Source organism: Leifsonia tongyongensis, from assembly GCF_010686705.1.
In the GTDB taxonomy this organism is placed as follows: Bacteria; Actinomycetota; Actinomycetes; order Actinomycetales; family Microbacteriaceae; genus Diaminobutyricibacter; species Diaminobutyricibacter tongyongensis.
In genome coordinates this window covers 177,440-200,017 of the sequence record NZ_JAAGWY010000002.1, presented here as the reverse complement: position 1 = coordinate 200,017, position 22,578 = coordinate 177,440, and the positions used below count along the sequence as shown (strand labels likewise).

The following is a 22,578-nucleotide window of genomic DNA, read 5'->3' as shown; positions in this document are numbered from 1 at the left end:
GTGGGAACGAAGAAGTGCGGGGGCGACGGCGGGGGCGGACGGGGCGCTCAGTACCCGCTGCGCTCCTCCGCCAGCCGGGCCAGGTCACGCCGGATGAGCAGGTTGAGTCGTTCCGGCTTCTCGCGCTCGTAGTCGGCCTTCAATCCCTCCACGCCCGCGAACGCGTCGAGCGACGCTTCGATCGCCGACCCGATCTCGTGCCACGCATCATCCCGCGACGTCTCGACCAGCCCGCGGAGCGCTTCTTCGTCGTCCGCCTGCCGACGCAGCGCGCGGGCCAGTTCCTCGGCGACGCGCTCCCTCCGCCTGAGGTTGAGGTCGTCGACGGCACGGTAGTCGTGGATGTGCGCGCCCTGCCCATCGAGGGCGACCGCGAACTCCCGCTCCTCGGCGATGCGCGCACCGGCCGCATCCGATTCGTCTGCGAGCTCGCGCAGCGCGTCGGCCGCGACCGGCAGGTAACGCTCGGCGTCGAATCCGGATTCGGTCCGGATGGCGTCGACGACGATCCGGTTCTTGACCGTCATGCGAGCCGCATACTCGGCGATCATGATGCCCTCGTCGAGGGCATGGTCGAGGGTCGTCGGCATCGGAGACACGAGCTGCGATTCGTCGAAGGGACGCATGGGGGGCGCGGCAGATTCGCGTCGGCGTCTGAACCAGCGCATCCGAACCCTTCCGTCGCGACCCCTCCCCCCATTGTCGCGGGTCGCCCGTGCAGTGCAACACAGAGTCACACGCCGTGCGCGGATGCACCCCGATCGGCTAAGACCGTAAGACCATGTCTCGCATCTTCACCAGCAAGATCAACCCCGGCCGCGCCCGCTGGGAGCTCGAGGTCAGTCCGGCCGGGGACGTGTACGCCTTTCCACTCACGCTGCCGATCGCCGAACGGCAGGTGCTGGGCGGCCATTCCCGCTACCTCGTCGGACACTTGGCCGAACATGACGGGCAATGGACGGCGACCGCGGCCTACGGGCTGGTCCTGGGCACAACGTTCCGCCACCGGTCGTCGGCGCTGGCCGCGATCGCCGACGAAGCCGAACTCCGCCCGGTTTCCTAGCGAGCGCGGCCGAGGTCGGCCGCTCAGAGCCGGGTGAGGCCGTCGGCGATGACGACGAATCCCACGAGCACCAGGATGAGCGCCGACACGACCGAACTGTTGTCCTCGAGCCATCGCCGCGCGTGCACCAGGGGCAGTTCCGTGCGGGTCGGCGCCACGAGACGCGCGATGATCGGGATCGCCACCGTGGACGCGGACACGAGCGTATAGATGACGATCACCCCCACGGTCTCGCCCGGCGTCAGCCCGTCGCCGCGGAGCGACAGCCCGGCAGCCGCACTCAGCAGGATCGCCTTCGGGCGCACGTTCAGCAGCAGCGCGAATCCGAACGACGATAAAGGGCCGAACGAGCTCACCGCACGGAGCCACCGAGGGATACCGGCGGTCTGCTTCCGTCTCCCGCGCGCCCAGTTGACGACCGACAGCGCGATCAACGCGACCCCGATGACGATGAGGAACGAGCCGAGAAGCACCTGCGACGTCTTCGGCACGGTGCCCGGCACTGCCTGTGCGAGGGCGATCAGCAGGACGAGCACGAGGGCGATGCCGACGATCCAGCCGATCAGGAACGGAATCGCCGCCCGATTTCTGTTCTTCGAGAGCAGGATGAGAATGGTCGCCATGATCGGGATCGAACTGAGCGCGAAAGCGACAGCCAGGGGAAGCACATGCCCCACGGCCGCCAGCATCGGTCCCGCCCCACTTTCCGGGGACTGCGCGCGGGCGCCCCTTCGTGAACGATAGTGCGCATCCCGCGCCCGCCCACATCACCCCGTTGGGATGATGTGGGCCGACCGCGCAAATCCCTAGCGTGAGGCCATGACAAGCAGTCTGGGACTGCCCAGAGGAACCAACATCCTGGTCGCGCTCGGCGCGGCGACGCTGACGGCGATCGGCATCAGCTCGATCAGGGGCATCCTCGCGCCCGTCCTTCTCACGCTCATCCTGACGATCTGCGCGAACCCGGTGCGAACGGGGCTGCTGAAGCGCGGTGTGCCGGGAGGAATCGCGACCGGCTCCGTCATCCTGGTCGTGTTCGGCCTGCTCGCCGGGTTCACCTACACGCTCATCCTGGCCACCGCCCAGTTCGTCGCGATGCTGCCGAACTACCAGAAGCAGTTCGAGCAGATCGGGGCGAGTATCGGCGCCTGGCTGACCAGTCTCGGTGTCGGACCCGATCAGGTTCAGGCCGTCGAGAAAGGACTGACGCCGAGCAACCTCGGGCACGTCATCTCCGGTCTTCTGGGCAGCGTGGTCAGCATCACCGGAGCTCTGGTGATCATCCTGACCATGATGATCCTGATGGCGGCCGACGCTGCCTATGCCCATACGATCCTGCACCAGCTGGGCACCCGCAATCCCAACCTGGTGTCGGCGGTCACCGACTACGCGTCGAATGTGCGGCGCTACATGGTGGTGACGACAGTCCTCGGTGTCGTACAGGGCGCGCTGAACTCGATCGCCCTCTACATCCTGGGCGTGCCGGCCGCGCTCCTCTGGGGCCTCCTGGCGTTTCTGTGCAGTTTCATCCCCAACATCGGCTACTTCTTCGCGCTGATCCCGCCGGTCGTGTTCGGCTTCCTCGTCGGGGGCTGGCCGACCGTCATCGCCGTCATCGTCGTGTACGGAATCATCAACGCAGTCGTGCAGTCGATCATCCAGCCCCGTGTCGTCGGTCACGCCGTCTCGCTCAGCCAGACCATCACGTTCTTCTCCGTGCTCTTCTGGGCGGTGGTGATCGGCCCGATCGGTGCGATCCTGGCCATTCCGCTCACGCTGCTCGGCAAGACGATCCTCGTCGATTCCGACCCGGATGCGCACTGGTGGCGCCCGGCGCTCGGCCCGACGACAGAGACGCGCGACCTGCAGAAGGCGGAGGAGGCGGAAGCCAAGCACGAGCGCAAGGACAGGCGCGAAGCGAAGAAGCACCCGCCCTCGTCGGGCGAGCCCGCCCCCGCCGACGCAGCCTGAGCGCCCGGCGGCTACAGGCCGGTGCGGGCCTCGAGCCTGCCCGACGCGATCGCCTCCAGGAACGCTTCGTAATCCTGCTCGTTCTGGTCGGCGTACGCCTCCGCGAAGTCGGCGATCAGCTCGTCGAAACGGCTGCTGCCGCCCATGTACGCGGCGATCGCGACGCGGTCTCCCGAGCGGGCGTGGGCACGGGCGAGGGTTTCGCCGCACACCTGCGCGTAGAGCTTCAACCCGATCGGACGGACCTTCTCCATGTCGAGCGAGCCCTTCCAGTCGTGCAGCTGTCGAATGTAGAAGTCGCGCAGCAGACCGTCGATGCCGGTGACGGTCTCCCAGCCGAGGAAGATGTCGCTCGCCGACTGCATCAGGCGCTGGCCGCGAACCACGCGTTCGCCGTGCGAAGAGAACTCGCTGGGTGCGACGAAGCGTTCGAGCACGGACGCCTGCGCTTCCTTCGCCTGGAGCAGAAGGTAGTCCTTCGTGTTGCGTCCCTTGAGGAGCACGACCCACGCCCGCGTTCCCACGCTCCCGACACCGACGACCTTCCTGGCCATGTGCACGTACGTGTACTCCTCGACCGGGTGGTGCTTGAGCAGCAGCGTCTGCGTGTAGTTCGCGATGAGGTTCAGGATGAAGGATTCGTCCTCCCGGCGCTCCACCGCATCCGGAACGATGTTCTCGATCGGTTCGATGAGAGGCGGATCCGCCAGGATGCGCAGCTGGCCGTCGACCTCGCCGACCAGCTTCTCGAACGCACCCATGCTGTCCTTGGTCCGGGCTTTCGCGATCATCTGCGCGGTGCGTTCGACCTGCGCCTCGCCCGCCTTCTCGTCGCGCTGCTGCTGCTTGACCCAGTCGAGCATCGTGTCGGCATCCATGTGGTCATACCACGCGGCGAGGACCGGGATGGACGCCGAGAACCGCATCTGCTTGCGGTACCCCCGCACCGCAGCAGTGGTCGCCTCCCGCCGATCCGTCGGCGTGAAACCTCGGTATCGTGCCGCGATCTCGAAACTCGTCACCAGCCGCTTCAGGTCCCACTCCCAGGGGCCGGGCAGGGTCTCGTCGAAGTCGTTGAGGTCGAAGATCATCGTGCGCTCCGGTGTGCCGAACAGCCCGAAGTTCGACAAGTGCGCATCGCCGCAGATCTGGGCGGTCATCCCCGAGTTGAGCGTGCCCGCGAGGTCGGACGCCATGATCAGGGCCGCGCCACGGTAGAAGGCGAACGGCGACACCATCATGCGCCCATACCGGATGGGCACGAGCTCGGGGAGCCTGCTCGCGGCCTGCTCCTCGAGGAGCTCGACAGGGTCGGGCCGATCGCCGGGCGGCTCCCACAGCGACTGCGCGGAACGCGGCGTTCGCTCACGGGCGGCGCGGCCCAGTGACTCCCTCGCCTCGAAATCGTGCAATGGGACTTCGATCGTCGAATCCATGACGCATCCTTTCGGTTCGACCCCTGACCCTCGACCCCCGACTGTGAAGCTCGACTCCACCGCTCAATGGGTGAACGACGTGACCAGCCCTTCCGTCGGCATCGGCGAATCGAGCGCATCGAGATAGGCGGCAGCCTCGGCGATGTCGACGACGAGGCTCTCCGCGAGGTTGCGGCTGAGCCCGTTGCGCACGACGATGCGCTGCACGACGATGTCGGTCAGGTCGTCGGGCATCGGGTAGGCGGGGATCAGCCAGCCCTTCAGCCTCAGCCGCTCGGAGAGGTGGTACAGGTTCCACTTGTCCGTGTGACCTTTCGCCAGCTGCCAGGCGAAAACGGGTATGTCGGTGCCGTCGTTCCAGAGCTCGAAGGCGGGCATCCGGCCGATCTCGCTCGCGAGGTACACGGCCACGTCCTGGGACGCCTTCTGCACGCGGTAGTAGCCGTCGAACCCGAGGCGCAGGAACAGGTAGTACTGCAGCAGCACCTGCGCGCCCGGCCGGGAGAAGTTGAGGGCGAAGCTGGGCATGTGGCCGCCGAGGTAGGTGACGTCGAAGACGAGCTCGCTGGGCAGGTCGTCGACGGTGCGCCAGATCACCCATCCGAGACCCGGGTACACCAGTCCGTATTTGTGGGCGGACGTGCTGATGGAGGCGACCCGTTCGAGCCGGAAATCCCAGATCAGGTCCGGTTGCAGGAACGGCGCGATCATGCCGCCCGACGCGCCGTCGACGTGGATGGGGATGTCGAGCCCCGTCGACTCCTCGATCTTGTCGAGCACACGCGAGATCTTCTCGACCGGCTCGTACATGCCGGTGTAGGTCACGCCCATGATGGCGACGACGCCGATCGTGTTCTCGTCGACATACGACTCGAGGTCGTGGCCGTCGAGCACCTTGTGTTCGAGCGAGATGGGGACGTAGCGCGCTTCGACGTCCCAGTAGTTGCAGAACTTCTCCCAGCACACCTGGACAGCGCTCGACAGGATCAGGTTCGGCTTGTCCGCAGGTTTGCCTGCGGCCCGTCGTGCCAGCTGCCAGCGCCGTTTCAGCGCGAGGCCGGCGAGCATGCACGCCTCGGACGACCCGATGGTCGACGTGCCGATGGCGTTCTCCGGGTCGGGTGCGTGCCAGAGCCCGGCCATCATCTTCCAGCAGCGCGTCTCGATGGCGGCGGTCTGCGGGTACTCGTCCTTGTCGACCATGTTCTTGTCTGCGGACTCGGCGTAGATCTTGTTCGCGAAGGGGTCCATCCAGGTGCCGACGAAGGTCGCGAGGTTGAGCCGCGAGTTGCCGTCGAGCATGGCCTCGTCGTGCACGATCTGGTACGCGGTCTCCGGCAGAGACTCGCTGGGGGGAAGGGCATTGAGTGGGAAATCGGTTGATTCACCGGCACGGGCGAATATCGGGTTGAGTTGGTTCTGGTCGCCGATGCCGGTGAAAGCGTGTGGCACGTCGCCGTGCTTCAAGGTTGTGGTGGCGGTCATGCTGCCACGCTAAGAACTCGGTCGTCGCACGGCATCATCCCATGCGGGTGATGTCCCGCCGATCTCGCCCGGTCACGGCTTGCGCGGGTTGGCGACTTTCGTGTTGAGGTCGCCCTGGGCCGCACCCGATCCGGATGCGCCGCCACCGCGCCCACGCAGCAGGAAGGCCGCACCGACCGCGACGATCGCGCCGGCGATCGGACCCGCCACGTAGACCCAGTACGACGTGAAGTCGCCCGCCACGAGGTCGGGCCCGAACGTGCGGGCCGGGTTCATCGATGCGCCAGAGACGGGGCTCGCCCACAGGCCCGCGAGCGCGATGTACGCGCCGACACCGAAAGCGCCGATGACTCCCAGGTTCTGCGCACCGGATGCGGTGCCGAGGATGACGCTGACCAGACCGAAGGTCAGCACCAGTTCCATGACGAAAGCGATGCCGGCCGCATAACCGCTGGCCGGGTAGTTGGAGCCGTACTTCGCCGAGACGGGAAGCACCCCCGCGAGGAACCAGGCGGCGAGGGATGCTCCGGCCAGTTGTACGACGATATAGCCGGGTACTCGCGCCCACGGGAAATCGCCTCTCAGTGCGAATGCGATGCTCACCGCCGGGTTGAGGTGTGCGCCCGACACCTTGCCCATGAACAGGATGATCGCGAAGACGGTGAGGGCCGGCGCCGTGACCGCGGCGGTCCGTGAGATCGTGTTCGGGAAGGCCTGGCCCATCATGCCGCCGCCGGCCGCGGCGAGCACGAGGAAGAACGTGCCGAGCAGCTCCGAGAAGAGCCTCCGCCACTCCTGAGAGCTGTCGTGGAAGTCTTCGATCGCGCGGTCGACACTTACCGGCAGGTGCGTGATGCGGCCGTGCACGATGTCGGAGACGATTTCGTCGCCCGGTTTTTCGAGCTCGTTTTCCTCGGTCATGGCGACAATGTAGTCCTCTCGCGCGCGTCGGCGATCACCCGGAAGGGATGATGTCGCCTGGGCGAACCCGCGCTACATTCGGCCGATGGCGGCCGACCAGTCCTTTCGCCTTCGCCGTGAGGCGTGGGGGTTCGCGATCGGCTCGCTGTTCTTCATGGTCGGCGCCATACCGTTCTATGCGGAGGCGGTCGGCTCGACGGTCGACAACCTGACGTTCTTCATCGGTGCGCTGTTCTTCACCGCGGCGGCGCTCATCCAGCTGGGGCTGAGCGGCCGGCGGCCGCCCCGCCGCGGAACGAACCGGCCGGATACGTTCGACTGGTGGTCGGCGGCGGTGCAGTTCGTCGGGACCCTCTTCTTCAACATCAGCACGACGGATGCGCTGCTCCACTCGATCAACGACGCTGCGAGGGTCAACGGCGGCTGGCGACCCGACGTGCTCGGGTCGGTGTGCTTTCTCGTCTCGAGTGCGTTCGCGGTGGTCGCGACGACCGAGCGCGACAAGCTGTGGGATCCACAGGCGCGAACCTGGCAGTGCACCTGGCTGAACATGACCGGGTCGGTGCTGTTCGGGCTCTCGGCGATCGGCGCTTACGTGATCCCGCAGACCGGCGACCTGCTGAGCGTGTTCTGGGCGAACGCGGGAACCCTGTTCGGGGCGGCGTGCTTCCTCGTGGCGGCGCTTCTGAGTCGCCCGGCGCGCGCCGCGACGCCCGCGAGCGCTTGAAGCGTCACGCGACGGAGGCGCGCACCGCCCAGGCGCGCGCGACGAGCGGGATCGACCCGTCGCCGCGGATCGGCAGGCGTTCGCGGATGCGGTCCCGCAGCCGGTTCCGCGCGGGCTCGTCGAGAGACATCGCGTAGGCGGGAGCCGGGCCCTGTCCACCGAGGAAGGGCTGCCAGTAGTCGTCGAAGTCGGTGAACGTCGTGGGCACGTCGATGGAGCGCGCATGCGGGCCGGTCAGCCCGGCGCCGGCGAAGAGCTCTTCCAGCCGCCCCGGGTCGCTGATCGGAAACCGGGAACCTTCATCCGGTGCGGTTGCATCGAGCTCGACCGCCGCATCCCAGAAGTAGCGCAACAGTTCCATGCGGCCGACGTAGTCCCAGACGTAGGCGGCGATCGCACCGCCGGCACGCGTGACACGTTTCGCCTCGGCGACGGCTGCCCGCGCATCCGGAACGAAGTTCAGCACGAGACCCGAGACCGTGACGTCCACGGATGCGTCGGGCAACGGGATCGCATCCGCCCCCGCACGATGCAGCTCGGCCCGGGCGCCCAGCCGCTTCTTCGCCTGGGCGAGGAACGCTTCGGACGGCTCGACACCGACCGTCGAGGAGGGCTCACAGCGTTCGACGATCTCGGCCGTGAGCGCCCCGGTTCCGCACCCGACGTCGAGCCAGCGCAACCCGGGCGGCAGCCCGAGCCAGTCGAGGAACACCTGGGCGACGCGGGTGCTCCACCGGCCGATGTAGCGCTCGTATGCAGCGGCATGCTCCCAGGTGTCGGCCGCGTCCGTCTGCGTCACGGCATCCTCCTCACCCCGTGCGAATGCTGTCCATTCCAGTGTGCTCCGTATCGGCCGACATTTCGTCCCCGCAGGACGTCAAAACCCGCGAATGTCAATCCCTTTCGCAACGCTCCCAACAGGAGTTGAGTAAGAGTCATGAACCACCGAAGACTCCAGACGTATGCCGATTTCGGAGTCGACGTCGTCGAGATCTCCGCATCCGAATGGCGTGTGAGCCTGATGAACGGCGACGAGGCCGATCCGCATTCCCTTCTCGGGTTCGTCCAGCAGGTCGGCGGCATGTTCGAAGTCACCGAGATCTGCCGACCGGGAAAGCGCACCTACCATCGCCGGTTCGAGTCGGCGCTCGCACAGCTGCGGACGGCTCCCCCGCTCACCCGTGTACTCGAAAGAGCCGAGCTGGAAGGGTCGACCGCCTGAGCCAGGTCGCCAAGCGAGGCCGGGCACACTCACGCCTGCCGCAGCGACTCCGTCGCCGGCCCCTCGAGCACGTCGCCGTCCGGCGCGAACCGTGAACCGTGCAGTGGGCAGTCCCAGGTGTGTTCGGCGTCGTTCCAGTGGACGATCCCGCCGAGGTGGGTGCAGACAGCCGACAGTGCGCAGGTGCGCCCGTCGATCGTGGACACGGCGACCGGATGCCGGCCGGCGTGCCCCACATGCCCGGTGCCTTCGGCGGGCGGGCTCATCTCTTCTGCGATGTCGGGCTCCGCCCTCTCCGCCGCCGCCCAGACCTTCGCCATCGTCGTGCCGACGCGGACGTTCATCCCGATGCCCGCAGCGAGATCGGCCGGATGCGTGCGACGGTGGTGCATCACCTGCGCCCAGTCGAGCGTCTCACCCGTCAGGTCGGCGGTCAGGCTGAGCGCGGCAGCCACACCGTTCGTCATGCCCCACTTGTTGTACCCGGTCGCGAGGTAGACGCGCCCCCGGCCGCGGGGGAACCACCCGACGAACGGGATCAGGTTTCCCGAACGGTAGTCCTGCGCCGACCACCGGGACACCTCGACCGCCCCGGGGAAGTTCTCCACCCCCCACTGCGCGAGTCCGTCGACGTACGCCAGCTCCGACGGGACGCGCCCGGTCGGATGACCGTTGCCGCCGACGAGCAGCAGTTCGCCGCCCGGATCGGGAGCGGTGCGTAGCGAGTGCGTCGGCCGCTCGATCGACAGGTACATGCCGCGCGGGATCGCATCCTCACCGCCGGGGACGCGCATCGCGACCACATAGGAGCGACGCACCTCCGTCTTCGCGAAATAGAGCCCGCGTTCCAGGATGGGTGCGCCGGTCGCCAGGACGACGGCGTCCGCCGTCATCGGCCCGGATGCCGTCCTCACGGTCGCCGGTTTACCTGCGTCCACGCCGACCACTCTCTCGCCCTCGACCACGAGACCGCCCAAGGCCGCACATCGTCGGCCAGCGCGAGCAGCACATCCATCGGATCGAACTGGGCCTGGTCGCGGAGTCGCAGTGCGCCCTCGATCGCGAACGGCAGCTCGGTCCGGTCGTCGCGCTCGACGGCGAGCCCCGCGACCCTGGATGCCTCGAGCTCGGTATCCAGGAGCGCCGCGCCTTCGCTCGTGGTCGCGAACGTCCAGGCGTCGCGGCGCTGCACCGGCACGGAGCGCTCCTCGAGGTAGTCGAGCAGCCAGCGCCGGCCGGCCAGGTTCGCGTCGACGTAGGCCTGGAGCACCCGGTCGTTGGCGTGCTGGCGGATGCTGCCCAGCACGTCGCCCTGCAGCAGACTCAGCTTCGCCGAGGTGTTGCCGGTCGCGGCAGCGCCGATCTGCCGCGCCTCGATCACCGCGACGCGCATCCCCGCCCTGCACAGCATGAGCGCCGTGGCGAGCCCGGTGATGCCTGCGCCGATCACGATCGTGTCGACGTGCTCACCTGCCGGGTACGGATCGGTGTTGGCGCGACCAGCCCGCGCCAGCCAGAGCGATGTCATGACTGCCTCCCGCCTGAACGGCCCGCGTTGGCACCGGGCCACACGCCGAACGTACGCCTGATCGGGTCGAACGGTCCATCTCGGGAAAACTTCGGCCAGACTGGAGCCACGCAGGTGCGGTTTCGGCAGGTGCGTATTCGGGAAGAGGATCCATGGCTGAACCAGGTGACGGCCGCGTGGCCGTCTACATCGACTTCGACAACATCATCCTGTCGCGCTACGACCAGGTGAACGGCCGCAACGCCTTCCAGCGCGACCGGGCGAAGATCACGGCCGGCAAGAACGCCGACCCGGAGGTCGCCGAGCGGCTCGCCCGCGCGACCGTGGACCTCGGCGCGGTGATCGACTTCGCCTCATCGTTCGGCACACTGGTGCTCACCCGGGCGTACGCGGACTGGTCGACACCGATGAACGCGGAGTACCGCGGGCAGCTGGTGGGGCGTGCGGTCGACCTGGTGCAGCTGTTCCCGGCGGCGGCCTATGCGAAGAACGGGGCCGACATCCGGCTCGCCGTCGACGCCGTCGAGGACCTGTTCCGCCTCTCCGACCTCACACACGTGGTCATCGTCGCCGGCGACTCCGACTACATCGCCCTCGCGCAGCGGTGCAAGCGCCTCGGCCGCTACGTCGTGGGTGTCGGGATGGCGGGCTCGACGAGCAAGACGCTGGCTGCAGCGTGCGACGAATTCGTCAACTACGACGATCTGCCGGGCGTGGTGCCGCTGAAGCGGGCACCGAGCAGGACGGCGGCCCCTGTCGAGGGTCCTGCTGAAGCCCCGGCCAAGGCGCCTTCGGCCCCGACGACGAAGCGACGGTCGAGCGGCAAGAAGGCGGCCGAGGCATCCGCGGAGGCGCCTGCCGAGGCGCCTGCCGAGGCGCCTGCCGAGACGAAGATCGAGCCGGCGGCCGAACCCGCAGCTGCGCCTGCGCGCTCGCGCCGCACGTCCCGGTCGGCCGGCCCGGCCGAATCCGAGGCGCTCGCGGTCGCCTTCTCGGATGCCGAGCAGGGTGAATCCGCCGACACGGAACCGGATGCGCCCGCCGAGGATCCCCAGGAACTCGCGTCGCGGCTGCTCGAGCGCGCGTTGCGCCTCGGGCATGAGAAGGACGACGCGGATTGGCTGCACAGTTCGTCGGTGAAGTCGCAGATGAAGCGGATGGACCCGTCGTTCAGCGAGAAGACGCTCGGTTTCCGGTCGTTCTCCGATTTCGTGAAGTCACGCTCCGACATCGCCGACCTGGACGATTCGACCACGATCGTCCTGATGCGCCTCTCGCCCGAGCGGGCCGGGCGCTGACGCCCGGTTGCGCAGCTGCGACGCATCCGGAACAAAACCTTCCTGAGAATGGTTCTCATCACTGGAAGGGAAACCCAGACATGAAGGTACGCAACTCGCTCAGTTCGATGAAGACCCAGCAGGGATCGCAGGTCGTCCGCCGCCGCGGGCGCACATTCGTGATCAACAAGCTGAACCCGCGCTACAAGGCCCGCCAGGGCTGACGCGCCCACCGAGCATCCGTCGAGCACAGGGTTTTTCCCGCTAAGACCGCGTCTTTTCGGGAAGAACCCTGTGCTCACGCGTGTTTTGGGGGCGCGCGCACCCGATCCCGTCGAATAGCATTCGGATCGCGGGGCATCGTCGCTTCGCGGTACAGCGCTCGATCGGGGGCAGCATGGGCACACTCGTGTACGACGGCACCGCCGAGTTCACCTTCGACGACCGCGTCCTGGCGCACCTGCAGATCGTCATCGGCCTGAAACTGCGCCGCCGCGAAGGCTTCCTGATGACGTGGACCGACCGCACCCGCGGGGACGACGTCATCACCACGGCGTGGTTCGACCCGTCGCTGAGCCTCCTCTTCCGTTACTCCGGCGCGCAGATCCCCGCGATCAACAAAGACTGGCTCATGCTCCTGACCGAGTCGTCGAACTCGTCGGCGGGGCTGCGGCTCGACGACGAGCTCCGTGCCGAGATCCGCGAGGAGATCCCGGAAGGCACCGCCGCGAAGCGACGCCGCCACGCCAGCTCCTGACGCGGCGCTACGACGACCCGCTTCAGTTGACGCCGGGGATGATCACCCAGTGCAGGGCGAGCACGATCCAGACGGCTGTGAGGATGAGGGCGATGATCGTCATCGCGCCCCCCCGTCGCTTTCCGGGCAGCACGAGCTGGACGACCAGGACGATCAACGTGACGATGGCGAGCGTCACCGCCCCGAACGGGATCGAAGGGAAGAACAGCGAGAGCACCCAGAGGGCGCCCACCACGATCTCGATGATGGCGAGGATGGGTGTCCCGCGCCCACGGGTGCGGGCGGCTCCGTCGATGACGGCGAGGACGCCGCCGACGAGGCCGATGAGGAGGAGCCAGGAGAACGTGATCATGCCGTTCCTTCGGTTCGGGTTTCTGGACGGGGGTGTCTGCTGCGAATAGTACGCGCATCCGATCCTTGTCTCGCCAGCAGCCATGGCGTACCGTCGCCATTGATGTGTCAGCAGGGGAGCTGACCGCGAAGGAGTAGGACCGTGATCCGTCGCCGTTTCGTCGTGCCTGTCGCCGTCACCACTTTCGCCCTTGCGGCAATCGGACTCAATTCGGTCAGCGCCAGCGCGGCGACGGAGGCCACGGGCTCCCCCGGAGCTGTCAGCCACCAGGCCCAATCACGCAAGGACTGCGTCGGCACCGCCCGCAACACCGGCTCCACGATCTGGTTCACCGTCGCGAACGGGATCCTCAGCGATGTGTACGCTCCGACCGTGGACGCCACGAACGTCCAGACGATGCAGTTCCTCGTCACGGACGGCTCGAGTTTCGCCGACCTGCAGGAACGCGACACGACCTACACGGTCGCCTCGGACCCGACCGGGATGATGTGCACGGTCACGTCCACGGCGAAGAGCGGCGCGTACCGACTCGTCACCAGCTACCTCACCGACCCCGCCCGTGACAGCGTCGTCGTGCACACGACGTACGTTCCGCTGACGAAGGCAGCCCGCGACTACGCGCTGTACCTGCGGATGGATGCGAACGCGGGCGGCAACGGAGGCGGCGGCACGGCGAACGGCGGCGCGGACAACGCCGTCGTCGACACCTCGACGGGAACCCCGGTGCCGGTCTCGTACGACACGCACACGACCAGCCAGGCGAACCGTACGGCCTACGCCGTCCCCTCCTTCCTCGCGCTGCGCGCGGACCGGCCGTTCTCGGCCGTGAGCAGCGGTTTCGTCGGAACCGCGAGCGATTCGATCACGCAGCTGGACAGCATCCACACGCTCAGCCCGGCCACGGAAACCGCGACCGGCGGCAACGTGGAGCAGACGGTCGGCGTCACGCGCGACCAGCACGGTTCGGCGACGATCGCGCTCGGTTTCGGCACCACGCAGGCTGCAGCGGTTGCGACAGCCGGGTCGACCGTGCAGAGTTCGCTCGCCAGACTGACCGCCTCCTACCTCGGCGGCTGGGCGAAATACGACACCGGCCTCAAGCGACCGAACCTCGACGGAACAGGACTCACGAACAGCCAGCGTCGCACCGCCCTCCTCGACTACTACCAGTCGGCGAACGTCGTGAAGGCCTCTGAGGACAAGCTCCACCCGGGCGCGATCGTCGCAGGCCTCGACGCTCCCTGGGGCCAGTCGATCGTCGCCAACGACCCGAACAACCTGTTCACGAGCGGCTACCGCGAAGTCTTCTCGCGCGACCTGTACGAGGCGTGGACGGCCCTCTACACCGACGGCGACCTCGCCACCGCACAGGACACGGTGCGCTTCCTGCTGACGAAGAGCCAGCAGGCGAACGGATCCCAGCCGCGCAACTCTCTCGTCGACGGCACCAAGGCGGCGGATGCGTTCAACGACCAGCTCGACGAGACGGCGTACCCCATCCTGATGGCCCTCCAGTCGGGGCTCGCCTCGGACAACACGCTGTGGCCCCACGTCAGGAGCGCGGCGAACTTCCTGATCAGCCACGGCCCCAGCTTCGGCGTCGAACGCTGGGAGGAGCAGACCGGCTACTCCCCCTCGACCATCGCCGCCGAGATCGCCGGGCTCATCGCCGCCGCGAGCATCGCCGACGTCCACGGGGATGCGGCGAGCGCGCGGGTCTGGCGCGCCACCGCCGACCAGTACCAGCGCACGATCAAGGCGTGGGGTGTCACGACGACGGGGCCCCTGTCGAGCTCGCCCTACTTCATCCGGCTCTCCAAGACGGGCGACCCGAATGCGGCGATCTCCTACAACGTCGGCAACGGCGGCCCGACCCTCGACCAGCGGTCGATCGTGGACGCCGGCTTCCTCGAGTACGTGCGGCTGGGCATCCTGCCCGCGAGCGATCCGGTCATCGCGAACTCGCTGGCCGTCACCGACGGGACCATCCAGCGGCACACGGCGAACGGACCCGGCTGGCTGCGGTACAACGGCGACGGCTACGGCGACTGCGTGGCCGGCTCCGGCAACAGCTGCACGATCACGGGCGCACCGTGGACGAACGCGTTCAGCGGCACCGGTCACCCGTGGCCCGTGCTCGGGGCCGAGCGGGCGCAGCAGTACCTCGCGCTCGGACAGTCGGGCAATGCGGCATCCGTCCTCGTCGCGATCAACGCGATGAACTCGGGCGCAGGGCTCGTGCCCGAACAGGTGTGGGACCAGCCCGACCTCGCACGGGCGCCGTACGGGTCGGACCCGGCCACTGCATCCATCGGTTTCGTGAACGGCGAAGCCGACGGGTCGGCCTCCCCGCTGTCGTGGGGTTCCGCCTCGCAGGTGCGGCTGACGGCCGACCTGTCGGCCGGACGCAGCGTCGACCAGCCGGTCCAGGTGCGAGACCGCTACATCACCCACACGCAGAAGGGCACCGCACTCACGGTGACGTCGCCCGTCGACCGCACGGCCGCCGGCGCGACCATCACGGTGACGGGGACCGCCGCACCGCACGCGACCATCGACATCGCCGATGTCGCGACGGACGGCAACTCGGTGACGACCCACACCACGCTGACGGCAGCCGACGACGGCTCGTTCAGCGCCGACATCACCTCGGCCGTCGGCACGAACGTGCTGGTCGTCACGAGCACCGCACCCGACGGCGGCACCGCGCAGACGGTGCGCTCCGTCGTCAACGACGTCGTCAACGGCACGCTGATCTTCACCACGGACGACCCGACCGGCGACGACAACGGACCGGGAACCTACGCGTATCCCACCGCCGGCGACTTCCATGCAGGGGCATTCGATCTGACGAAGTTCCAGGTCTACGACACCGGGACCACGGTGACGTTCCGTGTGCAGACGGCCGACCTCAGCCCGACGTTCGGTTCGACGAACGGCGCACAGCTCGTCGACGTCTACGTCGGCCAGCCCGGTGCGGCGAGCACCTCGACCGCGTCGAGCTACCCCGGGATGAACTACCAGGTCACCCCCGCGTGGAGCCGGCTGATCGAAGCGCAGGGCTTCGGCGGGAACAGGTTCGTGGATGCGTCCGGAGCGTCGGCCGGCACCGTCACGGTGAGCGCGAACCAGGTCTCGCGGTACACCACGTTCAGCGTCGACAAGACGGCGCTCGGCGGGACGCCGACGAGCGGCTGGACCTTCGTGGTGACCCTGACCGGCCAGGACGGAACGCACGGCTTCGACCAGACCCGCGCCTTCACCAGCACGCCGGGACAGTACAGCTTCGGAGTGTGCGCATCCGGCGCGTCCGGCCCGCTGTGCGCGGGCAATCCGAACACGGTGCCGAAGGTGATGGACACGATCCCGCCGGCCGGCGTCACGCAGTCGGACGAGCTGAACTTCCTCATCCACAGCCCGGTCGTCGTCCACGGACTGACGGTCCCCTGACCGTGACGGCGCGCATCCCGGACTCGCCCGGGGCGCGGCGCCGCGACGGGGGCGCGCGGGATTACGCTGCGCGCATGGACGCTTCATCGCGAACCATCAAAGCGGCCCTCCTGTACGAGGACGGCCAGACCCTCGACAGCGTCGTGCTCGTGCCCCTGATCGGCGGATGCCCGCCCGGGCAGATCCGCGTCACGACGACGTTCTGCGGCGCGCTCGCCTACGACGTCTACCAGCTCGAAGACGATTCGGACTACTCGCTCATGCCGGCGTACCCCTACCTGGCGACCATCCCGCTGACCACCGAGGACCTGCGACAGGACGCCGCGACCTGACCCGACGTTCGGCCCGGTCTACCGTTTGGCGTGCGTCCACTCGAGCAGGCGGTCGACGGGCCAGGTCGTGACGATGCGCTCGGCGGGAACCCCGTTGGCGGCCGCCCGCTCCGCGCCGTAGGAGAGGAAGTCGAGCTGCCCGGGCGCGTGCGCGTCACTGTCGATGCTGAACAGGCAGCCCGCCTCGAGCGCGAGCTGGATGAGGTCGTCCGGCGGGTCCTGGCGTTCCGGCCTCGAATTGATCTCGACCGCGACATCGTGTTCCGCGCACGCGGCGAACACCCGCGCGGCGTCGAACTCCGACGGCGGCCGCGTCCCGCGGGAACCTGAGACCAGGCGACCGGTGCAGTGCCCGAGGACGTTGGTGTGCGGGTCCCGGATGCCGCCGAGCATCCGTTGCGTCATGACGATGGAATCGGCCCGCAGCTTCGAGTGGACGCTCGCGACCACCACGTCCAGCCGCCCGAGCAGTTCCGGCTGCTGGTCGAGCTCGCCGCTCTCGAGGATGTCGACCTCGATGCCGCTCAGGAGGCGGACGCCGTGCGTCGAGTCGATGCCGGCGACGACCTCGAGCTGCTCGCTGAGACGCTCCGGGCTCAGCCCGTTCGCGACGGTGAGGGTGGGCGAATGGTCTGTCAGTGCCTGGTATTCGCGCCCGAGGAAGCGCGCACCGTCGACCATGAGCTCGATGGACGTCGTGCCGTCGGACCAGTCGCTGTGACTGTGCAGGTCACCGCGGAGCTGCGCGCGCAGTTCGGCGCCACCGGATGCGAGGGGCTGGGTGTTCCGCTCGCGCAGGGTCTCGAGGCGGTCGGGCACCGCGCCGTCGACGGCCTCGCTGATGACCGCGAAGGTCGAATCACCGATGCCTTTGGTCGATTTCATGCGGCCGTCGTGGACGCGCTCGGCCACTTCATCCGCGCTGAGGCCGGCGATTATTCCGGCCGCCTTGCGGAAGGCCTGCACTTTGAACGTCGGTGCGAGCTCGCGTTCGAGCCAGAAGGCGATCTCGTTCAGTGCGTCGGTGGCATCCACTGGTCCATCTTGCACCCGGGTGGCAACCTGCCTGAGTGTCCAGCCTCGGCAGACAGACCTGTCCGCGCGCCTCAGCTTGACGACACGCGGGGCGCGTGGTTGCATTACTTTCATTCCCGACCATCGAAACCGTCCCCCCAAAAGAGTGAAATGACCGAATTCCGCACTGCAGACCCCGGATTACCTTCGGAATCAGCAGGTGCCATGACCAGCGAGGTGACCCGAACAGCCTCGCTGGAAACCGCGGGCGGAGCCAGCGACTCCCGCACGGCACAGATCTCCCTGCGGGCGCTCCGCAAGACCTTCGGGACGGTCACCGCCGTCGACAGCATCGACCTCGACGTCTACGACGGCGAATTCTTCGCCATGCTCGGACCCTCCGGCTCCGGCAAGACGACCGTGCTCCGGATGATCGCCGGCTTCGAGACCCCGACCTCCGGTTCGGTCTTCCTCGGCGGCACCGACGCGACAGCGCTCCCCTCCTACCGTCGCGACGTCAACACGGTCTTCCAGGACTACGCGCTCTTCCCGCACATGACGGTCGCCAAGAACGTCGAATACGGTCTCCTCGTCGACAAGGTCGCGAAAGCCGAGCGCACCCGCCGCGTCGGAGAAGCGCTCGAGATGGTGCGCCTCAGCGGGTTCGGCGACCGCAGGCCGAACCAGCTCTCCGGCGGCCAGCGGCAGCGCGTCGCGCTCGCCCGTGCCCTCGTCAAACGCCCCCGGGTTCTGTTGCTCGACGAGCCCCTCGGTGCGCTCGACCTCAAGCTGCGCGAACAGATGCAGCTCGAGCTCAAAGCCATCCAGCGCGACATCGGGATCACCTTCGTCTTCGTGACCCACGACCAGGATGAAGCGCTCACCCTGTGCGATCGGCTCGCGGTGTTCAACAACGGGCGGATCGAACAGCTGGGTGGCGCACGCGACGTGTACGAGCATCCGGCCACCGCGTTCGTCGCCGGATTCGTCGGCTCGTCCAACTTCATCAACGCGGATGCGGCACAGTCCATCTTCGGCCTGACCGGCTCCTTCGCGGTGCGCCCGGAGAAGGTCGCGATCGTCTACCGGGGCGAACCCGTCCCGGCCGGGGCGGTCCGCGCGGACGCGGTCGTCCGCGACGTCGTCTACGCCGGCTCGGTCACCCGCATCGTGACGGACGGCCCGGAAGGCCTCTCCCTCAGCGCGACCGTGCTGAACGCCACCGGCGGCCTCGACCCGCGCATCCAGCGCGGAAGCGAGGTCACCGTGCATTGGCCGGAAGCGGCCCTGCGCCGCATCACGGACTGACAACACCCCACCCCCACACAGCAGAGAGGCACATCAATGAAGACGATGTTTCGCACAGCGAGCGCCGGAGCGGCAGTACTGCTCGCCGCTACCATGCTCCTGTCCGGATGTTCGGCCGGAACCACCACGACGGGCACTCGCGCCCAGCCGCCGAAGGAGAAGATGCAGTCCTCCGTCGGCACCGGCGAAGGCCAGCTCAACCTGATCGCCTGGGCGGGCTACGCCGAGGACGGCTCCAACGACAAGACGGTCGACTGGGTGCACCCGTTCGAAGCCCAGACCGGCTGCAAGGTCCACACCACCTACGGCGCGACCTCCGACGACATGGTGCAGCTCATGCGCTCCGGGCAGTACGACGGGGTGTCCGCATCCGGTGACGCGACGCTCCGCCTGATCTACGCGGGCGACGTCGCCCCGGTCAACACCAAGCTCGTCCCGAACTACGCCACGATCTCGCCCTTCCTCAAGAACGGCAAATGGAACTCGGTCAACGGCCAGATGTACGGCATCCCGCACGGCTGGGGCGCCAACCTGCTCATGTACACACCGTCGACCGTGACCCCGGCCCCCACCTCCTGGTCGGCCGTCTTCACCGACTCCGGCGCCTACAAGGGCAAGGTCACCGCGTACGACTCGCCCATCTACATCGCCGACGCGGCCCTGTACCTGAAGGCGACGAAGCCGTCGCTGGGCATCACCGACCCGTACTCGCTCACGGCCAAGCAGCTCGCCGCATCCGTCGCACTGCTCAAGCAGCAGAACACGAACATCGGCGAATACTGGTCCGACTACACGAAGGAAGTCCAGGCGTTCGAGTCCGGCACCTCCGTGGTCGGCACCACCTGGCAGGTCATCGCGAACCTGATCAACTCCGACAAGAAGGTCAAGGTCGAAACGATCATCCCGAAGGAAGGCGCGACCGGATGGTCGGACACCTGGATGGTCTCGACGAAGGCGAAGCACCCCAACTGCATGTACCAGTGGATGAACTGGATCACGTCGCCGAAGGTCAACGCCCAGGTCGCCGAATGGTTCGGTGAGGCCCCCGCTCAGACGCTCGCGTGCTCGGAGACCTCCGACCCGAACTTCTGCGCGATGTACCACGCCACCGACGCCGCGTACGCGAAGAAGATCGCGTACTGGACGACCCCGACCAAGGACTGCGTGGACGGCAAGGGCACCGACTGCACCTCGTACACCGATTGGGTGAACGCGTGGCAGAAGATCAGGGGCTAGCCGTACGGCGACCCAGCTACCTCTCCACGAGGCCCAGGGCACGGCTGGCGCTGCTCCTCAGCGTCCCGCTGCTCTGGCTCGTGGTGATGTACCTCGGGTCGATCGCCGTCATGCTGGTGTCGGCGTTCTGGACGGTCGACGACTTCACGGGCGCCGTCGTCCACACGTTCACGCTCGACAACATCACACGCCTGTTCACCGATCCGCTGTTCGGCGAGGTGGCCCTGCGGACCATCCTGGTCGCGGTCACGGTGACGGTCATCGACGTGGTCATCGCGGTGCCGATGGCGCTGTTCATGAGCAAGGTCGCTTCACCGCGGGGACGGATCGCCCTCGTCGTCGCGGTGACCACCCCGCTGTGGGCGAGTTACCTCGTGAAGGCGTACGCCTGGCGCATCCTGCTCGCGCCCAACGGCCCGATCGCGTTCGTGACCGGCGGGAACACGCCGGGCTACGGGCTCACTGCCACGATCATCACGCTCGCCTACCTCTGGCTGCCATACATGATCATCCCGGTGTACGCCGGCTTCGACCGGGTGTCGGACTCCCTGGTCGAGGCCAGCTTCGACCTGGGCGCGAGCACCTGGCGCACCATCCGTTCGGTGGCGTTGCCGCTCGTTTTCCCGGCGATCGCGGCAGGGTCGATCTTCACGTTCTCACTGACGCTCGGCGACTACATCGCGGTCGGGATCGTCGGCGGCAAGACCCAGCTGCTGGCGAACCTGATCTACGGCCAGCTCGTCACCGCCAACAACCAGCCGTTCGCGGCCGCCCTCTCGCTCATCCCGCTCGTCGCAATCGTGCTCTACCTGTTCGCGATGCGCCGCACCGGTGCCCTGGAGAACGTCTGATGAAACTGCCACGCTCGCTGCGCGTCACCCTCACCATCTGCATGGTGATCGGGCTCGCCATCCTGTACATCCCGCTGGCGCTGATCGTGCTGAACTCGTTCAACAGTTCGCGCACGTTCGGCTTTCCCCCGACCTCGTTCACGCTCGAATGGTGGCAGCGGGCCTTCCAGAGCAGCGGCGCGCTGAGCGCGCTCGGCACGTCGGTGATCGCCGGGCTGTGCGCGATGGTGATCGCACTCCTCCTGGGAACGATGGCCGCGTTCGCGGTTCAGCGGTTCGAGTTCTTCGGCAAGAGCACGATCAGCTTCCTGGTCGTGCTGCCGATCACCCTTCCCGGCATCGTGACCGGTATCGCCCTCAACGCGACGTTCGTCCAGGTGCTCGGGCCCTTCGGTGTCGCGCTGGGCCTCGCGACGGTGATCATCGGTCACGCGACGTTCTGCATCGTCATCGTGTACAACAACGTGCAAGCGCGGCTGCGTCGCGTGGGGACGTCGTTCGAGGACGCCTCGGCCGACCTCGGTGCGTCCGGCTGGCAGACCTTCTGGCGCGTGACGTTCCCGGGCGTGCGCGGCGCTCTCATCGCGGGCGCGGTCCTCGCGTTCGCGCTGAGCTTCGACGAGATCGTCGTGACGACGTTCACCGCCGGACCCGCCATCCAGACCCTGCCGCTGTGGATCTTCAGCAACCTGTTCCGCCCGAACCAGGCGCCCGTCATCAACGTCGTGGCTGCCGTGCTGGTCGTCGTCGCGGTGATCCCGGTCTGGCTCGCCCAGCGGTTCTCGGGCGACTCCGCCACGAGCCGCGTCTAGCGTACGCTCGCCAAGGTCGGCGCGCGTGCGCCACAATGAGCACGTGTCCAAGAAGATCGATTCAACGCTCAAAGAGCTCATCAAGGCGCTGAAGAAGCACGCCGAGGTCACGGGGGCGCCCCGCGTTCCCATCAAGCGAGCGCAGAAGGCCGCGGCGCGCGTTCAGGCGGCGGTGAACGCCTACACCGAGGCCGTCCACACGAAGACCGGCCTGCCCAGCCCGTTCACCGACCTCATCGAGCCCGGACTCGACGAGGACACGCTGCGCTCACTGAAGAGCGAACGGGATGCGGTGCTCAGGCGCCACAACGTCTTCGTCGCCTGAGCAGCGTCAGCAGAATCATGCACACGCCGTAGAGCACAAGTGCCCAGCCGGCGATAGCGAGCGCGAACAATCCGATACTGGTGCTTCGGAGGTAGGCGATCCACCCCACATACGGAATCGCATACCAGACCTTGCCTCTGATCTGGGCGGCCTGGACCGGTCCGGCGTCGGCGACGGCGTTGTTGTCCCCCTTGACGATGAACGTCCGCGATGCACCCGAATCGACCATGACCTTCACGATCCGATGCGTGACCACCTCCGGTTTCCCGGAGACCAGCTGGTAAGTGATGATGTCGCCCACGTGCAAGTCTTCGGCATTGCGGCGCTGGACGACGACGAAGGTGCCCGGGGAAAGGCCCGGCTTCATCGAGGATGTGAGGATCGTGTACGTCGCCGATCCCGTGGCAGCCGGCACCGCAACGGCAAACACCCCGATGGCGAGCACGACGGCGAGAAGGCCTGAAGCCAGCGCGGTGCCAACGACGGTGAGAACGGTGCGAGTCATCGTTGC

Annotated in this window: 25 protein-coding genes; 14 read left to right on the top strand and 11 right to left on the bottom strand. The window is 67.6% G+C overall.

Annotated features, from left to right (window positions below; genetic code table 11):
• Window positions 1–47: 47 nt before the first annotated feature.
• Complete coding sequence (locus G3T36_RS08920) at window positions 48–626, bottom strand: hypothetical protein (protein ID WP_240148419.1); 579 nt, start codon at window positions 624–626, stop codon at window positions 48–50.
• Window positions 627–781: 155 nt separating this feature from the next.
• Between G3T36_RS08920 and G3T36_RS08915 the strand changes: the two genes are divergently transcribed.
• The gene (locus tag G3T36_RS08915; RefSeq protein ID WP_163289454.1) at window positions 782–1,063 is read left to right on the top strand and encodes a hypothetical protein; all 282 of its coding nucleotides are present in this window, start codon (window positions 782–784) and stop codon (window positions 1,061–1,063) included.
• Between the two features lie 23 nt (window positions 1,064–1,086).
• Here G3T36_RS08915 and G3T36_RS08910 read toward each other — a convergent pair whose 3' ends face one another.
• A complete protein-coding gene (locus G3T36_RS08910) occupies window positions 1,087–1,752 on the bottom strand; it encodes a GAP family protein (RefSeq protein WP_163289453.1) in 666 nt (221 codons plus the stop codon).
• Window positions 1,753–1,882: 130 nt separating this feature from the next.
• Between G3T36_RS08910 and G3T36_RS08905 the strand changes: the two genes are divergently transcribed.
• A complete protein-coding gene (locus tag G3T36_RS08905) occupies window positions 1,883–3,034 on the top strand; it encodes an AI-2E family transporter (protein WP_163289452.1) in 1,152 nt (383 codons plus the stop codon).
• 11 nt (window positions 3,035–3,045) lie between these two features.
• Here the strand turns inward: G3T36_RS08905 and G3T36_RS08900 are convergent, their stop codons facing one another.
• The 3 genes from G3T36_RS08900 to G3T36_RS08890 form a co-directional block, all read right to left on the bottom strand.
• Window positions 3,046–4,470: a DUF2252 domain-containing protein gene (locus tag G3T36_RS08900; protein ID WP_163289451.1), complete on the bottom strand. Its 1,425-nt coding sequence runs from the start codon at window positions 4,468–4,470 to the stop codon at window positions 3,046–3,048.
• A gap of 63 nt (window positions 4,471–4,533) precedes the next feature.
• Window positions 4,534–5,955, bottom strand: a complete 1,422-nt coding sequence (gene gad, locus G3T36_RS08895; RefSeq protein ID WP_163289450.1) for a glutamate decarboxylase — start codon at window positions 5,953–5,955, stop codon at window positions 4,534–4,536.
• Window positions 5,956–6,027: 72 nt separating this feature from the next.
• Window positions 6,028–6,876 (bottom strand): MIP/aquaporin family protein, encoded by an 849-nt coding sequence (locus tag G3T36_RS08890; RefSeq protein ID WP_163289449.1) that lies wholly within the window; start codon window positions 6,874–6,876, stop codon window positions 6,028–6,030.
• Window positions 6,877–6,961: 85 nt separating this feature from the next.
• Here G3T36_RS08890 and G3T36_RS08885 point away from each other — a divergent pair, with 85 nt between their 5' ends.
• Window positions 6,962–7,603 carry a hypothetical protein gene (locus tag G3T36_RS08885; RefSeq protein ID WP_163289448.1) on the top strand — a complete coding sequence of 214 codons (642 nt, stop codon included), beginning with the start codon at window positions 6,962–6,964 and terminating at the stop codon, window positions 7,601–7,603.
• A 4-nt stretch (window positions 7,604–7,607) separates the two neighbouring features.
• Here the strand turns inward: G3T36_RS08885 and G3T36_RS08880 are convergent, their stop codons facing one another.
• The gene (locus G3T36_RS08880; protein WP_163289447.1) at window positions 7,608–8,402 is read right to left on the bottom strand and encodes a methyltransferase domain-containing protein; all 795 of its coding nucleotides are present in this window, start codon (window positions 8,400–8,402) and stop codon (window positions 7,608–7,610) included.
• A 138-nt stretch (window positions 8,403–8,540) separates the two neighbouring features.
• Between G3T36_RS08880 and G3T36_RS08875 the strand changes: the two genes are divergently transcribed.
• On the top strand, window positions 8,541–8,825 hold the full coding sequence (locus G3T36_RS08875) for a hypothetical protein (RefSeq protein WP_163289445.1): 285 nt from the start codon (window positions 8,541–8,543) through the stop codon (window positions 8,823–8,825).
• A 29-nt stretch (window positions 8,826–8,854) separates the two neighbouring features.
• Here the strand turns inward: G3T36_RS08875 and G3T36_RS20165 are convergent, their stop codons facing one another.
• Window positions 8,855–9,763, bottom strand: coding sequence for an FAD-dependent oxidoreductase (locus tag G3T36_RS20165; protein WP_338031526.1), 909 nt, complete (start codon window positions 9,761–9,763; stop codon window positions 8,855–8,857).
• A complete protein-coding gene (locus G3T36_RS20160) occupies window positions 9,736–10,353 on the bottom strand; it encodes an NAD(P)/FAD-dependent oxidoreductase (protein WP_338031525.1) in 618 nt (205 codons plus the stop codon). The genes G3T36_RS20165 and G3T36_RS20160 overlap by 28 nt, the downstream gene beginning before the upstream one ends.
• A gap of 152 nt (window positions 10,354–10,505) precedes the next feature.
• On the opposite strand from G3T36_RS20160, the gene G3T36_RS08865 reads away from it, so the two are divergent.
• The 3 genes from G3T36_RS08865 (at window position 10,506) to G3T36_RS08855 (ending at window position 12,387) form a co-directional block, all read left to right on the top strand.
• On the top strand, window positions 10,506–11,651 hold the full coding sequence (locus G3T36_RS08865; protein WP_163289443.1) for an NYN domain-containing protein: 1,146 nt from the start codon (window positions 10,506–10,508) through the stop codon (window positions 11,649–11,651).
• An 80-nt stretch (window positions 11,652–11,731) separates the two neighbouring features.
• On the top strand, window positions 11,732–11,854 hold the full coding sequence (ykgO, locus tag G3T36_RS08860; protein WP_163289441.1) for a type B 50S ribosomal protein L36: 123 nt from the start codon (window positions 11,732–11,734) through the stop codon (window positions 11,852–11,854).
• A 173-nt stretch (window positions 11,855–12,027) separates the two neighbouring features.
• Window positions 12,028–12,387, top strand: a complete 360-nt coding sequence (locus G3T36_RS08855) for a DUF7882 family protein (protein ID WP_163289439.1) — start codon at window positions 12,028–12,030, stop codon at window positions 12,385–12,387.
• A gap of 22 nt (window positions 12,388–12,409) precedes the next feature.
• Here G3T36_RS08855 and G3T36_RS08850 read toward each other — a convergent pair whose 3' ends face one another.
• Entirely contained in the window at window positions 12,410–12,739 is a 330-nt protein-coding gene (locus G3T36_RS08850; protein WP_163289437.1) for a hypothetical protein, read from the bottom strand.
• A gap of 141 nt (window positions 12,740–12,880) precedes the next feature.
• Between G3T36_RS08850 and G3T36_RS20155 the strand changes: the two genes are divergently transcribed.
• Entirely contained in the window at window positions 12,881–16,189 is a 3,309-nt protein-coding gene (locus G3T36_RS20155) for a glucodextranase DOMON-like domain-containing protein (protein ID WP_205245045.1), read from the top strand.
• A gap of 74 nt (window positions 16,190–16,263) precedes the next feature.
• A complete protein-coding gene (locus tag G3T36_RS08840) occupies window positions 16,264–16,521 on the top strand; it encodes a hypothetical protein (RefSeq protein WP_163289435.1) in 258 nt (85 codons plus the stop codon).
• Between the two features lie 18 nt (window positions 16,522–16,539).
• Here G3T36_RS08840 and G3T36_RS08835 read toward each other — a convergent pair whose 3' ends face one another.
• A complete protein-coding gene (locus G3T36_RS08835; RefSeq protein WP_163289433.1) occupies window positions 16,540–17,556 on the bottom strand; it encodes a PHP domain-containing protein in 1,017 nt (338 codons plus the stop codon).
• A gap of 204 nt (window positions 17,557–17,760) precedes the next feature.
• Here G3T36_RS08835 and G3T36_RS08830 point away from each other — a divergent pair, with 204 nt between their 5' ends.
• Genes G3T36_RS08830 through G3T36_RS08810 form a run of 5 tightly spaced genes read left to right on the top strand, consistent with a single transcriptional unit; the run spans window position 17,761 to window position 22,067 of the window.
• On the top strand, window positions 17,761–18,843 hold the full coding sequence (locus G3T36_RS08830) for an ABC transporter ATP-binding protein (RefSeq protein WP_163289431.1): 1,083 nt from the start codon (window positions 17,761–17,763) through the stop codon (window positions 18,841–18,843).
• Window positions 18,844–18,879: 36 nt separating this feature from the next.
• Window positions 18,880–20,079: an ABC transporter substrate-binding protein gene (locus G3T36_RS08825; RefSeq protein ID WP_205245044.1), complete on the top strand. Its 1,200-nt coding sequence runs from the start codon at window positions 18,880–18,882 to the stop codon at window positions 20,077–20,079.
• Complete coding sequence (locus G3T36_RS08820; RefSeq protein WP_338031523.1) at window positions 20,058–20,930, top strand: ABC transporter permease; 873 nt, start codon at window positions 20,058–20,060, stop codon at window positions 20,928–20,930. The genes G3T36_RS08825 and G3T36_RS08820 overlap by 22 nt, the downstream gene beginning before the upstream one ends.
• A complete protein-coding gene (locus tag G3T36_RS08815; protein WP_163289429.1) occupies window positions 20,930–21,742 on the top strand; it encodes an ABC transporter permease in 813 nt (270 codons plus the stop codon). The genes G3T36_RS08820 and G3T36_RS08815 overlap by 1 nt, the downstream gene beginning before the upstream one ends.
• Window positions 21,743–21,785: 43 nt before the next feature.
• Entirely contained in the window at window positions 21,786–22,067 is a 282-nt protein-coding gene (locus tag G3T36_RS08810) for a hypothetical protein (protein ID WP_163289427.1), read from the top strand.
• On the opposite strand, the gene G3T36_RS08805 is transcribed toward G3T36_RS08810, so the two are convergent.
• Window positions 22,039–22,572 (bottom strand): signal peptidase I, encoded by a 534-nt coding sequence (locus tag G3T36_RS08805; RefSeq protein ID WP_163289425.1) that lies wholly within the window; start codon window positions 22,570–22,572, stop codon window positions 22,039–22,041. The genes G3T36_RS08810 and G3T36_RS08805 overlap by 29 nt on opposite strands.
• Between the last annotated feature and the right edge of the window lie 6 nt (window positions 22,573–22,578).